The organism is Escherichia sp. WS1450 (assembly GCF_046487395.1).
Classification (GTDB): domain Bacteria; phylum Pseudomonadota; class Gammaproteobacteria; order Enterobacterales; family Enterobacteriaceae; genus Escherichia; species Escherichia coli.
On the sequence record NZ_JBJQJO010000005.1, the window covers coordinates 74,187 to 87,832 of the forward strand.

15 protein-coding genes and 1 pseudogene are annotated in these 13,646 nt (G+C 53.6%); 5 read left to right on the plus strand and 11 right to left on the minus strand.

Going from position 1 to position 13,646, the window contains the following annotated elements; translation table 11 throughout:
• Positions 1–167: 167 nt before the first annotated feature.
• Together ucpA and murR are read right to left on the minus strand one after the other, a co-directional pair.
• A complete protein-coding gene (ucpA, locus tag ACJHYR_RS07695) occupies positions 168–959 on the minus strand; it encodes an SDR family oxidoreductase UcpA (RefSeq protein WP_000517442.1) in 792 nt (263 codons plus the stop codon).
• Between the two features lie 128 nt (positions 960–1,087).
• On the minus strand, positions 1,088–1,945 hold the full coding sequence (murR, locus tag ACJHYR_RS07700; RefSeq protein WP_000966440.1) for an HTH-type transcriptional regulator MurR: 858 nt from the start codon (positions 1,943–1,945) through the stop codon (positions 1,088–1,090).
• 163 nt (positions 1,946–2,108) lie between these two features.
• On the opposite strand from murR, the gene murQ reads away from it, so the two are divergent.
• From murQ to ACJHYR_RS07715, 3 genes and pseudogenes are all read left to right on the plus strand, one after another.
• Positions 2,109–3,005, plus strand: a complete 897-nt coding sequence (gene murQ / locus ACJHYR_RS07705; protein ID WP_001175617.1) for an N-acetylmuramic acid 6-phosphate etherase — start codon at positions 2,109–2,111, stop codon at positions 3,003–3,005.
• A 3-nt stretch (positions 3,006–3,008) separates the two neighbouring features.
• Positions 3,009–4,433, plus strand: coding sequence for a PTS N-acetylmuramic acid transporter subunit IIBC (gene murP, locus ACJHYR_RS07710; RefSeq protein WP_001040486.1), 1,425 nt, complete (start codon positions 3,009–3,011; stop codon positions 4,431–4,433).
• A 4-nt stretch (positions 4,434–4,437) separates the two neighbouring features.
• Positions 4,438–4,524, plus strand: a pseudogene (locus tag ACJHYR_RS07715) (hypothetical protein); the annotation flags it as partial.
• A gap of 88 nt (positions 4,525–4,612) precedes the next feature.
• Here the strand turns inward: ACJHYR_RS07715 and yfeX are convergent.
• The 4 genes from yfeX to ACJHYR_RS07735 form a co-directional block, all read right to left on the minus strand.
• Positions 4,613–5,512, minus strand: coding sequence for a porphyrinogen peroxidase (gene yfeX, locus ACJHYR_RS07720; RefSeq protein ID WP_000084590.1), 900 nt, complete (start codon positions 5,510–5,512; stop codon positions 4,613–4,615).
• A 95-nt stretch (positions 5,513–5,607) separates the two neighbouring features.
• Positions 5,608–6,183: an RpoE-regulated lipoprotein gene (locus tag ACJHYR_RS07725; RefSeq protein ID WP_000838945.1), complete on the minus strand. Its 576-nt coding sequence runs from the start codon at positions 6,181–6,183 to the stop codon at positions 5,608–5,610.
• A 60-nt stretch (positions 6,184–6,243) separates the two neighbouring features.
• Positions 6,244–6,693 carry a DUF2919 domain-containing protein gene (locus ACJHYR_RS07730; RefSeq protein ID WP_001296281.1) on the minus strand — a complete coding sequence of 150 codons (450 nt, stop codon included), beginning with the start codon at positions 6,691–6,693 and terminating at the stop codon, positions 6,244–6,246.
• Entirely contained in the window at positions 6,680–7,105 is a 426-nt protein-coding gene (locus tag ACJHYR_RS07735; RefSeq protein WP_000406000.1) for a GNAT family acetyltransferase, read from the minus strand. Before ACJHYR_RS07735 ends, ACJHYR_RS07730 begins: the two co-directional genes overlap by 14 nt.
• A gap of 213 nt (positions 7,106–7,318) precedes the next feature.
• Here ACJHYR_RS07735 and amiA point away from each other — a divergent pair, with 213 nt between their 5' ends.
• Positions 7,319–8,188 (plus strand): N-acetylmuramoyl-L-alanine amidase AmiA, encoded by an 870-nt coding sequence (gene amiA, locus ACJHYR_RS07740; protein ID WP_072837402.1) that lies wholly within the window; start codon positions 7,319–7,321, stop codon positions 8,186–8,188.
• A 3-nt stretch (positions 8,189–8,191) separates the two neighbouring features.
• Positions 8,192–9,091, plus strand: coding sequence for an oxygen-dependent coproporphyrinogen oxidase (gene hemF / locus ACJHYR_RS07745; protein ID WP_059327774.1), 900 nt, complete (start codon positions 8,192–8,194; stop codon positions 9,089–9,091).
• Between the two features lie 5 nt (positions 9,092–9,096).
• On the opposite strand, the gene eutR is transcribed toward hemF, so the two are convergent.
• The 5 genes from eutR to eutB are packed head-to-tail and all read right to left on the minus strand — an operon-like array spanning position 9,097 to position 13,646.
• Positions 9,097–10,149: an HTH-type transcriptional regulator EutR gene (gene eutR, locus ACJHYR_RS07750; protein WP_072837401.1), complete on the minus strand. Its 1,053-nt coding sequence runs from the start codon at positions 10,147–10,149 to the stop codon at positions 9,097–9,099.
• Between the two features lie 45 nt (positions 10,150–10,194).
• Positions 10,195–10,695: an ethanolamine utilization microcompartment protein EutK gene (gene eutK / locus ACJHYR_RS07755; RefSeq protein ID WP_001370491.1), complete on the minus strand. Its 501-nt coding sequence runs from the start codon at positions 10,693–10,695 to the stop codon at positions 10,195–10,197.
• Between the two features lie 12 nt (positions 10,696–10,707).
• On the minus strand, positions 10,708–11,367 hold the full coding sequence (gene eutL, locus ACJHYR_RS07760; RefSeq protein WP_001111038.1) for an ethanolamine utilization microcompartment protein EutL: 660 nt from the start codon (positions 11,365–11,367) through the stop codon (positions 10,708–10,710).
• Positions 11,368–11,376: 9 nt separating this feature from the next.
• The gene (gene eutC, locus ACJHYR_RS07765; protein WP_000372321.1) at positions 11,377–12,264 is read right to left on the minus strand and encodes an ethanolamine ammonia-lyase subunit beta; all 888 of its coding nucleotides are present in this window, start codon (positions 12,262–12,264) and stop codon (positions 11,377–11,379) included.
• A 20-nt stretch (positions 12,265–12,284) separates the two neighbouring features.
• Entirely contained in the window at positions 12,285–13,646 is a 1,362-nt protein-coding gene (gene eutB / locus ACJHYR_RS07770; RefSeq protein ID WP_000769961.1) for an ethanolamine ammonia-lyase subunit alpha, read from the minus strand.

Genomic DNA, 13,646 nt, shown 5'->3' on the forward strand with positions numbered 1-13,646 from the left:
GCACCCTTATAAATTTAATGACTTTCTAATAGCCATCATATTTATAACGGACGTGAAAGGAGTAACGGTTTTATATACCGTTTGGTGATTTGGAAGTTGAAAAGGGAATAAGAACCGGGTTCAAGACGAAATCCTCCCCACAAATGCAGGGAGGAAACAGAGGTGAATCAGATGCCGACGCTAACCGTCTCCGGCAGTGTGCTGCCGCCATCAATCACATTCTGTGTACCGGTTAAATAACTTGATTCATCCGATGCGAGGAAGGCCGCCAGTTCGCCAACTTCCAGCGGATCGGCGAGGCGACGCAGCGGGATTGCTTTCGCCATTTCAGTCAGCACCGATTCTGGATCTTCCGGGTTCGACTGGCGGGCAATGCTTTCCGCCATTGGCGTGCGGACGTATCCCGGGCAGATGGCGTTAACGCGAATCCCCGACTGCGCGTACTCCACCGCTAGCGATTTAGTCAGGCCAACAATCGCCGCTTTCGTTAAAGCGTACGCCGTTTCACCCGGATCGGCCACCATATCGCCAGTGACTGAAGACATCATCACAATGCGACCATCTTTGCGGGCAATCATCTCCGGCAGCACCGCCTTCGTGACGTTCCATACACCTTTAATATTGATATCAATATGGAAATCGCGATCTTCATCGCTCATATCGAGGAAACTGCCCAGACGACAAACGCCTGCGTTATTCACCAGGATATCAATGCGCCCTTCTTTTTCCTTCGCGCGCTTGATAGCTGCGGCGACCGACGCCGGGTCACGCACATCGGCGACAACCGCCGTACAGCGATGACCACGACCACACAGTTCGTCCGCCAGCTTTTCGATCTCAGGGGAGATATCCAGCAAGATTAGGTTTGCGCCATGACGCGCAAAAGTTCTGGCAATTCCTTCGCCAATTCCCTGCAATGCGCCCGTAATCAGTGCTGTCTTGCCCGTGAGTTTACCCATTTTAATGCTCTCCTTGTTAATACAGAGCGTTACACTCCATTCCCTCTGAAAATACAGGATAAACAAAATATTGCTGCGGATCAGCTCACTAATTCAGGAAAATCTCAATCCAGTCGCTGCTTTATGCATCATTTCAGGCGTTGCGTTAGCTCACTGCTGCGCTCAATCATTTTCAATGACTCCACATCATTGAGTTGCACAAGGCCAACAAACAGTAAATCGGTAACAGAATTTTGCGCCGTGCGGGTGGACATCGACGAGCTGCGCCATTCGGTTTCGCCAGAAACGGTATCGAGGGTGTAATGCGCCAGCCGCCGCAGCGGGGAATCGGTTAACGAGGTAATGGCAATCACCGTTGCCCCCTGCTTTCGTGCTGCCTCGGCGCACAAGACAATCTCTTTTTTACTGCCGCTGTAAGAGATAGCGATTTGTACATCGCCTTTTTTCAGCGCCTGGGAAACGGTGGCTTGTACATGCGTGTCAGCTTCACAGGCCACACGATAACCAATTTTCATCAGTTTGAATGAAAGATCGCGCCCCACCAGCGCCGACCCACCCAGGCCCGTTATCTGGATAAACGGTGCTTTACTGATGACCTCAATGATTTTTTGCAACCGCGCGTAGTCGAACAACGCACAGGTTTGCTCCAGCGCCAGCTCTTTTTCGCGATTCAATTTGCGGGCAATCACTTCCAGCGAATCATCACTGGTAATCGAACTGTGCAGGTGCAGCGCCGTGGCATTCGTTTTCTCCCGGCTAGCACTGTATTCGCCAATTAACGCCATACGCAATTCAGTAAATCCTTGCGCACCGAGCTTCTGGGCAAACTTCACAATACTCGACTGGCTGATGCCGAGCTGTTTCGCCATCTTGCGCGAAGAGACGGATTTCAGCTCACTCACGTTGGCCCGCAGAAAGTCAGCAATTTTTTGCTCGTTCTCGGTAAATTCACTTTCCGCATTGCGTATTTTCGTCAGGTACAACATCTTCCACTCTCCTGGGCTGGCAGCAAAAATTCCGCTTAAGTTCTTATGACGCTCTTCACACTCTGCGAGTGTAGACTCAATGATTCCTTTAAGTCTGTCAATTCGGGATATATGATTCCATACATCTGCAATTATTTGATCGTAAATAGTAAGGTCACCACCGATGCAACTTGAAAAGATGATTACCGAAGGCTCGAACGCCGCCTCGGCTGAAATTGACCGCGTATCAACGCTGGAAATGTGCCGGATTATCAACGATGAAGATAAAACCGTACCACTCGCCGTTGAGCGCGTACTGCCGGATATCGCCGCGGCGATCGATGTTATCCACGCCCAGGTCAGCGGCGGCGGTCGTCTGATTTATCTCGGTGCGGGAACATCCGGTCGTCTGGGGATTCTGGATGCCAGCGAATGTCCGCCCACCTACGGCGTTAAACCGGGCCTGGTAGTTGGTTTGATTGCTGGCGGCGAATATGCCATTCAGCACGCGGTGGAAGGCGCGGAAGATAGCCGGGAAGGCGGTGTTAATGATCTGAAAAATATCGGCTTAACCGCGCAGGATGTGGTGGTTGGTATTGCGGCCAGCGGACGCACGCCGTATGTGATTGCCGGACTGGAATACGCACGCCAGCTCGGCTGCCGCACAGTGGGAATTTCCTGTAATCCGGGGAGCGCCGTTTCAACCACCGCAGAGTTTGCCATTACGCCAGTTGTTGGGGCCGAAGTGGTCACTGGTTCTTCGCGAATGAAAGCAGGCACGGCGCAGAAACTGGTGCTCAATATGCTTTCCACCGGGCTGATGATTAAATCCGGCAAAGTGTTCGGCAACCTGATGGTCGATGTGGTCGCCACCAATGAAAAACTGCATGTACGCCAGGTCAATATCGTCAAAAACGCTACCGGATGTAGCGCAGAGCAAGCGGAAGCGGCATTGGTTGCCTGCGAGCGCAACTGTAAAACGGCCATTGTGATGGTGCTGAAAAATCTCGATGCCGCAGAAGCTAAAAAACGCCTTGATCAACACGGCGGCTTTATTCGTCAGGTTTTAGACAAGGAATAACCCATGGCCAAAGAGATCAGCAGTGAACTTCTGAACACCATTCTTACCCGTGTCGGTGGACCGGGAAATATCGCCAGTTGTGGTAACTGTATGACGCGCCTGCGTCTGGGTGTACATGACAGTTCACTGGTTGATCCCAATATCAAAACGCTGGAAGGCGTGAAGGGCGTCATTTTGACCAGCGACCAGGTGCAGGTCGTTTTTGGGCCAGGTAAAGCGCATCGCGCCGCAAAAGCGATGAGCGAGCTGCTGGGAGAAGCACCGGTACAGGATGCCGCAGAAATCGCCGCCCAGAACAAACGTCAGTTAAAAGCCAAACAAACCTCCGGCGTGCAACAATTTCTCGCCAAATTCGCCACCATCTTCACGCCGCTGATCCCCGGTTTTATTGCTGCGGGTCTGTTGCTGGGGATAGCGACGTTAATCGCCACGGTGATGCACGTTCCGGCAGATGCTCAGGGAACGCTGCCCGACGCGCTGAATTTTATGAAGGTGTTCAGCAAAGGCTTGTTCACCTTCCTGGTAATTCTGGTGGGCTATAACGCGGCCCAGGCGTTCGGCGGCACGGGCGTCAATGGCGCAATTATCGCCGCGCTCTTTTTGCTCGGTTATAACCCTGCTGCCACCACTGGTTACTACGCCGGATTTCACGATTTCTTTGGTCTGCCCATCGATCCGCGCGGCAATATTATCGGCGTGTTGATTGCCGCGTGGGCCTGCGCCCGCATCGAAGGCATGGTGCGCCGCTTTATGCCGGACGATCTCGACATGCTGTTGACCTCGTTAATCACCCTGCTGATCACCGCTACGCTGGCTTACCTGATCATTATGCCGCTGGGCGGCTGGCTGTTTGAAGGCATGTCGTGGCTGTTTATGCACCTGAACAGTAATCCGCTCGGTTGTGCGGTTTTAGCCGGGCTGTTCCTGATCGCCGTGGTGTTTGGCGTGCATCAGGGCTTTATTCCTGTTTACCTCGCGTTAATGGACAGTCAGGGATTCAACAGCTTATTTCCCATCCTTTCGATGGCAGGCGCGGGCCAGGTGGGCGCGGCGCTGGCACTCTACTGGCGGGCGCAACCGCACAGTGCATTACGCAGTCAGGTACGCGGGGCGATTATTCCCGGCCTGCTGGGCGTTGGCGAACCGTTGATTTATGGCGTCACCCTGCCCCGCATGAAACCGTTTATTACCGCCTGTTTAGGCGGCGCGGCGGGCGGTTTGTTTATCGGATTGATAGCCTGGTGGGGTCTGCCGATGGGCTTAAACAGCGCCTTTGGGCCGTCTGGTCTGGTGGCGCTGCCGCTGATGACTTCCGCACAAGGCATCCTTCCGGCAATGGCGGTTTATGCTGGCGGGATTCTGGTGGCATGGGTTTGCGGGTTTATTTTCACCACGCTCTTTGGCTGCCGTAACGTCAATCTGGACTGATATCATGAAACGGACAATGCTCTATCTTTCTCTGCTGGCTGTTAGTTGTAGCGTCAGCGCCGCAAAATTCCCTGTTCTGACAGAAAGTAGTTGATCAAGTGTATGCGGCGTTAAAGCAGTAATAAAAAGGCCAGTCAGTTGTGATACTGGCTGGCCTTTAATCATCGAATCAGAAACGCTTACAACGCCATCAACTTGTCCAGCGACGGCGCGAAGTAATAGCCGCCAGTGACCGGTTTGGTAAAACGCAACATCGCATCACGTTTGCCATCGGTATCGCCAAACATGCTCAGCAGTTGCTGCTCAATGTTATGCAGACGCGCGCAGTAGGCACAGAAGTACAGACCGTGCGTACCGCTGGCGGTGCCGTACGGAAGGCTCTGTCGAACAATCTTCAGCCCTTTGCCATCTTCTTTCAGATCAACGCGGGTCAGGTGAGAGGTTTCCGGACGTTCGTCGCCGTCAATCTCTTCGTTGGCCTCTTTGGTGCGCCCGATCATCATCTCCTGATCGTGAACGCTCATCCGGTTGAGCTGCTTGAGGTTGTGCTCCCAACGCTGCACAAACACATAGCTGCCGCCTGCATCCACGCCGTCTTTGATAACCGCCACTTCGCGGCGCGTCTCTTCACCCGCCGGGTTTTCAGTACCGTCAACGAAGCCGCTCAGGTCACGCTCTTCAACCCAACGGAAGCCGTGGATCTCTTCTTTCACTTCAATGCAATCACCAAACGCTTCCATCGCCGCCTGGGCGACAGAGAAGTTTACGTCGTGACGCAGAGAAAGAATGTGGATCAACACATCGAACTGGGTCGTCGGCGCAAGGCCTTTACCATAGCCCGGAAAATCTTTCAGCTCTTCGGCCCCAACGCCGCCGCTCAGAGCGCGCCAGGTGTTGTTACCAAAGGCAACCACCGCACCAAGATGCGCGTCCGGGAATTTCGCTTCAAAAGTTGCCAGTTTGTCGGCAAATGTTTTACTGGCCGCACGCAGGGCGTCAACTTCCCCTTTCACGTTGGCTTCGATCCAAATCGCCGCGCGGCAATGTTCTGGCAAAATGCCACTCTGAACCTGAGACATTGTTCCTCCTGAAAATAAGAATGCCACGCAATCCGTGGCATTGTTGGGCGCTATTTTACGTGTTTTTTCGCGGCGGCGGTTTGTTCAGACGCAAATTAACGCCGCCAGATAATTTTACTGACTTTCCAGTTTTTCAGGGTATCGTCCGAAGGCATTAACCCTTCAGGACCACTCCATTCCCCGCTGAACTGGTAGCTAATATGTTGACTGCCTTCGGCTTTACATTCGACGGCACGATTATCATCACCATCAGCTTTTTGGCAATTGCCAAATGCTTTGCTGTAAAGGTCGCTAAACGGTGTACCGATTTTAACACCGGTGTCAGCAGGAATATCGCTATCCAGCACATCAATGCGGCTGATCGTACCCTGATCGCCGTTAATCACCATCGCCACGTTGTCGCCTTTCATCACTTCAAAAAAGCGCACCACGTTGCCGTTCGCGGTTTTCATTCCGCTGCGCAGGCGATAATCGCCATCAAGCGCATCGGCAATGGCTTGTTCTTGCAGTGGTGTGGACGCCGTTAATTCACCAACGCCCTGCTCGCTCACTTTGGTGGACGACCCAAACCAGTTCCACGGGTTAGCGGCAGACCAGTTAACTGACGACATCGTGGAACAGCCGGTCAGCATCAACGGCATAGCGCATAACATTAAACGCAGCGATTTCATGTCACTTCCTTTGGTTATTCAATAACGTTGCTTGGAGTGCAAATTCACCAAAAAGTGCCGTTATTCTTTTTCTTCATTAAAACAAGCGCGTAAACGTCGATTGGTCAGCAGCCAGATTAACGCCACAATATCCGCCACTACCAGCGCCAGCCCGATACCGCTAACGGATTCACCGTTCAGCCACAGCCACGGTTGCCAGCAAAGTAAAACCACCTGCGCCAACAGCAACAGAAAATAGAGCACATGCCAGATACGGGGAAATGAAGCCCGCCGACCACTCAGCAAAAACGCCAGCACCGCCGGAATGCCGGGAATCAACCCCAGCCAGAAATTATCGTGATCGGGATAAAACAGATTTAGCAGCGCAGTACCCTGCTCGCGCGACGCACCAGCAATGACAAACAGCACCCAGGTTCGCGCCTGAAGCAATAGCACAAGCCAGAAGAGCAAGGGTAAACGCAGGCGACCGTGCGCATCATAATGGACAGGATGAAACTCAGTACTCTTCATCTTCAATCAAACGCTTACCCAGACTCAGCACGTCGGCGTGTTCATATCCCAGGCGTTCATACATTCCGAGCACCATGTCGTTATCTTCCGGCACGTTGATCTGAATTTTCGGACAGCCGCGAGCAATCAGCTTTTTCTCCAGCCGATTAAGCAACGCATTAGCAATCCCACGCCCACGAAACTCTGGATGCACGCCAAGATAATAAGCAGACCCGCGATGCCCGTCATAACCGCCCATCACCGTTCCGACCACTTCACCGTTCACCTCAGCGACCAGAAACAAACTGACGTCATGGTTCATCTTACGCTCGATGTCCATTTCCGGATCGTTCCACGGACGCAGCAAGTCGCAACGCTCCCAAAGGGTGATGACCTCTTCGAAATCTTCCTGGCGAAATACGCGTATCTCCATGGTATTCGTTACCTTTTTGCGGGTTAAAAGGCTGATTATGGCGTGAACGGTCGAATTAGCCAATATCTGACGAAAATCGGTTGAAAAAGTGGCATAATGGGGAGTTGTCAACTATTGAAATGAAAAGTAAAACAATTCTCATCAGCAAACGGTCGTAACGGATTACGCGATACGATATAACATCTGGAACTTTATTATTACAACTCAGGCCGTATGAGCACTTTTAAACCACTAAAAACACTCACTTCGCGCCGCCAGGTGCTGAAAGCCGGTTTGGCTGCCCTGACGTTGTCAGGAATGTCGCAAGCCATCGCCAAAGACGAACCTTTAAAAACCAGCAACGGACACAGCAAGCCGAAAGCCAAAAAATCTGGCGGCAAACGTGTCGTTGTTCTCGATCCAGGCCACGGTGGGATCGATACCGGAGCGATCGGACGCAACGGTTCGAAAGAAAAACATGTGGTGCTGGCGATTGCTAAAAACATCCGTTCCATTTTGCGTAATCATGGGATTGATGCGCGTTTAACGCGTTCTGGCGATACGTTTATCCCACTTTACGATCGCGTTGAAATCGCCCATAAACATGGCGCAGATCTGTTTATGTCAATTCATGCCGATGGCTTTACCAACCCGAAAGCTGCCGGTGCTTCGGTATTTGCCCTCTCTAACCGTGGGGCAAGTAGCGCAATGGCGAAATACCTGTCTGAACGCGAAAACCGCGCCGATGAAGTTGCCGGTAAAAAGGCGACTGACAAGGATCACCTATTGCAGCAAGTGCTGTTTGATCTGGTGCAAACCGATACTATTAAAAACAGCCTGACGCTCGGCTCGCATATTCTGAAAAAGATTAAGCCGGTGCATAAACTGCACAGCCGCAACACCGAACAAGCCGCGTTTGTGGTGTTGAAATCGCCGTCGGTTCCTTCGGTGCTGGTGGAAACCTCGTTTATCACCAACCCGGAAGAAGAGCGGCTGTTAGGCACGGCAGCATTTCGCCAGAAAATCGCCACAGCGATTGCCGAAGGCGTGATCAGTTATTTTCACTGGTTTGACAACCAGAAAGCACACTCGAGAAAGCGGTAAGTGATGAAACCCGACGCACACCAGGTTAAACAGTTCCTGCTCAACCTTCAGGATACAATTTGTCAGCAGCTGAGCGCCGTCGATGGCGCAGAGTTTGTCGAAGATAGCTGGCAGCGCGAAGCTGGCGGCGGCGGACGTAGCCGGGTGTTGCGTAATGGTGGTGTTTTCGAACAGGCGGGTGTCAACTTTTCACATGTCCACGGTGAGGCGATGCCTGCTTCCGCCACCGCTCATCGCCCGGAACTTGCCGGGCGCAGTTTCGAGGCGATGGGCGTTTCACTGGTAGTGCATCCGCATAATCCGTACGTTCCCACCAGCCACGCGAATGTGCGGTTTTTTATTGCCGAAAAACCGGGTGCCGAACCCGTCTGGTGGTTTGGCGGCGGCTTCGACTTAACCCCTTTCTATGGTTTTGAAGAAGACGCCATTCACTGGCACCGCACCGCCCGTGACCTGTGCCTGCCATTTGGCGAAGACGTTTATCCGCGTTACAAAAAGTGGTGCGACGACTACTTCTACCTCAAACATCGTAACGAACAACGCGGCATTGGCGGCCTGTTCTTTGATGACCTGAACACGCCAGACTTTGACCACTGTTTTGCCTTTATGCAGGCGGTAGGCAAAGGCTACACCGACGCTTATTTACCAATTGTAGAGCGACGTAAAACGATGGCCTACGGCGAGCGCGAGCGCAATTTCCAGTTATATCGTCGCGGTCGTTATGTCGAGTTCAATCTGGTCTGGGATCGCGGCACGCTGTTTGGCCTGCAAACCGGCGGGCGCACCGAGTCTATCCTGATGTCAATGCCGCCGCTGGTACGCTGGGAGTACGATTATCATCCAGAAGATGGCAGTCCGGAAGCGGCGTTAAGTGAGTTTATTAAGGTCAGGGATTGGGTGTAACTCCCTCACCCCCATTCCCGCATCCGCTGATGCAGCGTCAGTGACGGCTTCTCGGCAAACAGTTGCTGATAATCCGTGGCGAATTGCCCCAGATGCCAGAATCCCCACTGCATGGCGGCGTCTTTTACCGTTGTGCTTTGCGACCAAGGGCTTATCAGTTCGCGGCGTACGGCGTTCAGGCGAATGCGTTTCAGCCACGCATTTGGGCCAATGCCTAAAATAGCGTGAAACGCGTTTTGTAGCGTGCGGCGGCTGACATGCAGTTGATTACACAAGTCCAGCACCGTCACCGGCTCAGACATATTTTCCAGCACATATTCACGGGCGCGGGAAAGTAATCTACGGTAACTCTGATGACTGATGCTTTCCGTCGTCACCATTGGTTGCGCTTCTTCCAGCATCGCCCCCATCGCCATGAGCAAATTATCCCCCAGCACTTTTCGCACTGCAGGCTGATGAAGATTTTCCGGGTTCTCGCAAAATGTCGCCAGCGCCTGTTGGACAAAGCCCCACAGCGCGGCTTTATGCTGCTCTTTCACTTCCAACGCCGACTGGCTACGCAGCATATGTAATACCCGATCCGGATTATGCAAAAAGTTAGCCTGACGGGTGATGACATCTTCAGAAAGCACTACGCCCAGGATCGTGTAATCGTCCGGCGTACTTAATTCAAACTCGGTTCCACCAGGGCGCGTCGCTATTTCTGCGCTTCCCAGACATTGCGAACCGATAAATCCCTGCTCACCGCGCGTCGCCGGAATGCCAAACCAGAACGAATTCGGCCAGACCAGGCACGACTGACGCAGCGCCAGACCAGTGTATTCACGAAAAACCTGAATATCATCGAGTAGAATTTCCGTAAATTCACCATGAAACTTGCCCGGATGCAGCTGATCGTAAATCTGCTGCCAGGCGGTAATCGTCAAAGCATGTTCATAGACATCCGTTGTCTGTCGTTGATGAACATTATCCACTTCGACCTTCGGCGTGAGCTTCAGGTTTTCGGGTAAGGGTTCATGATAAAGATGGTGCAAATTGGCTGTACGGGTCTTTTTCATGATGTTAATGCCGGGTGTTGTAGGACACCCGGCACCTCCGACAGGTTAATGGGGCTTGAGACGATAACGACTACTGCGTTTACGTAACGTCCCGGCAGAAAAGAGCTGTTCGAGCGCATTTCTGGCTTTTTCCAGCGGCCAGCCAAAGTGGGCAGCCACTTCTCCTGCCGTCATTCCCTGACGTACTGATGTTAACAGCGCCAACAACTCGTCAGCAGATTCCGCGACGATAACTGGCGCGTCGGGTTCCTTTACGGGTTGCTTCGGCTGGCGGTTAAAGCCAGTAACCAGCCACTGGGTGTCATCGTCTGGCCGACCGATCTCCTTGCGGCTGATGACACGCCCGGTACGCATCGCGGCAGCACAACCTGCGTCCAGCGCCGCACGACACGCCGCCAGATCGCCTTCCACCACCAGCGTTAGGCGACCAGGGTCAAGCACTTCGTGACTGAGCAGACGAACGTTAGCTGCTTTGAGCATGGCATCCACAGCATCTATCGCGGCGACCATGCCATCCACTTCCAGCAATCCCAGTGCATTGATCATCGGCAACCTCCGTTACGCACGCTGGATTGGATTACGCGCGATTTCCAGCACTGCATCGGTAAAGGCGTTACAGGCTGCTTTACACGCGGCCTGGCTACCGGTTAAAAATGCTGCCGAGTAGTTGGTTTCAGACGGCGGCGGGACATAGGTCACCAGCTGTACGTCGGCAGATTTCAGGGCTGCATCAATGCCATAGGTCGCTTCCAGCGGCGGTGCCACCAGATACGCCATCGGATCGCCAAGCGTGATCCCGGCGGTTGATGAGAGATAAGAACCGGTACGCGAAACTACATGTGCCAGGAAGGCTGTATTTTCTGCGTCATTAGCCCACTGGAAAGCAGCGCCATTTTCAATATGCGCAACCATCGCATCCAGACCTGCACGCACTTCCGCCGGGTTTGGCCCACCAAGCATAATCAGCACTTCACCGGCAGTCGGTGACGGTCCGTGTGCAGCGCCCGCATACAGCGAGCGACCATACACCACTTCGACCATCGCCTGTTTGGTCGCTTCGTCAGCCGCAATGTAGGTGACGTCATCGGAATCAGCAGAAATCAGCCCGAGGCTACGAATATGCGGCGGCAATTTCAGTTCACGCGCAAATTCGGCGTTAACAGAGGCAATCACCCGCATGGCGGTGACCGACGGTCGAATCAAATCTAAAGCTGGCATGATGCCTCCTTATCGGGTCATGTTGATGCCGGATGCTTTCTGCTCCAGCATACGTTTCGCCAAATCCACAATGACGGCTGCGGCTTCAACCGGCGGCGTGCCGCCCTGGTGAATGTTAGAGATGCAGGTGCGATCGGCCTCAACGGTGGTCGCCATACGCGGCGAGTAAACGGCGTAGCAGGAGAGACTTTCTGACTGCCCTAATCCCGGGCGTTCCCCCACCAGCAGGATCACCACTTTCGCGCCGAGGATCTCACCGATCTGATCTTCAATCTTCACGCGACCATAACGAACAAAGAATGGCGTACCGACTTTCAGCCCGGCCTGTTTCAGGCCCGCCATCAGCGGTGGCAGGATCTCTTCGTAGTTCACGGTGATCGCATCAGTTGACAGGCCATCAGAAATAACGACCTGCACGTCCGGATTAGCAACACACTGTGCTTTCAGGGCTTCAACAGCTTCTGCACACAGGCGGCGGCCCATATCCGGACGAGTCAGGTAGAGATTTTTGTCGCTAATTTCAGAGCGGACTTCCAGCAAGCCCTGCGCTTTCACCCACTCTTCCGGCACTTCTTTCAGTACGGTATCTTTCGAACGAGAGTGATCGGCCAGGAAACGCAGCAACGCCTGGGTACGCGGACGCGGACCGGCACGACCGGTACAAACGCGGGCCACGGTGCTGCGACGCAGTTCTGTTAATACGTCTGCGCGATGCGGGTTTTCAACACCAATCCACGCTTTTGCTTCCGCAGAGCCTAAGTCCAGCGCGCAGCTTTCCGAGGTCACCGGTGCCGCACAGGTGGTGGTGGCGCACTTTGCTTCTGACGGCGCGGGGGCCGCTTGTCCCATTGACGCCATCACGCTGCGTACAATTTCTTCAATCTGTTTTTGATCCATGATGTGTTATCTCCGCGTCATCAGAAGAACAGTGACGGATCGCCCGCCCGTTTGGTCAGGCGACCGTTTGCCATAATGCCCATGCTTTCCAGCCAGCGTTCAAACTCCGGTGACGGGCGCAGGTTGAGTAACTGACGCACAGTGGCAGTGTCGTGGAATGCGGTGGTCTGATAGTTGAGCATGATGTCATCGCCCAGCGGCATCCCCATGATGTAGTTGCAGCCTGCGGTGGCGAGCAGGATCATCAGGTTTTCGTTGAGGTTCTGGTCAGCGTCAGCGTGGTTGGTGTAGCAGCAGTCACAGCCCATAGAGATGCCGCTCAGCTTACCCATAAAGTGATCTTCTAAGCCCGCACGGATAATCTGGCGGTCGTTGTAGAGATACTCCGGCCCAATAAAGCCGACCACGGTGTTGACGATAAACGGATCGTAATGACGCGCCAGCCCATAGTTACGTGCTTCCATCGTCACCTGGTCTGCGCCGAAGTTAGCGCCAGCGGACAGCGCAGAGCCTTGTCCGGTTTCGAAGTAGAGGCAGTTTTCCCCGGCGATACGGTTGAACTCCGCGCCCACTGCGCGTGCTTCATCGAGCATCGCCAGCTCCACGCCAAACTCTTTCAGCCCTTTTTCGCTGCCGCAGATACTCTGGAAAATCAGCCCGCCTGGTGCGCCACGACGGATCGCTTCAATCTGGGTGGTGACGTGCGCCAGCACGCAGCCCTGGGTCGGAATGTTGAATTTGTCGATCACGCCATAGATGGTGTCCAACACGCGGCTTAAGTTTTCCACGTCGTCCGTCACCGGGTTAACGCCGATCACCGCATCGCCCACCCCGAAAGAAAGCCCTTCGTAGATTTGCGCGGCGATACTTTGCACGTCGTCGCGGGTATCGTTTGGCTGCAAACGGGCGCTGAAGGTGCCCGGAATACCAATAGTTGTATTGGCCTTTTTGATTACCGGCATTTTCTTCGCGCCGTAGATCAGGTCCGCGTTGGAGCAAATCTTCGCTACCGCCGCGACCACTTCCGAGGTCAGCCCTTTGCGGGTAAAGGCAATGTCGTCCACGCTGGTTTCATCGCTCAGCACATACTCACGCAGTTCGCTGATGCTCCAGTTTTTAATCTGGTTGTAGGCCGTTTCGTTAACGTCGTCCTGAATCAGCCGCGTCACGCAGTCATCTTCATAGGCAATCACCGGATTATTACGGATGTCCGCTACCGTCATTTCCGACAACACCTGCTTTGCCGCCACGCGCTCCTGTGAGCTTGCCGCTGCAACGCCCGCCAGCACATCCCCCGAACGCAGTTCGTTGGCTTTAGCCAGCACCTCTTTTACATCCTTAAACTGATATACATTGCCGAACAATGTGGTCTTTAGTTTCAT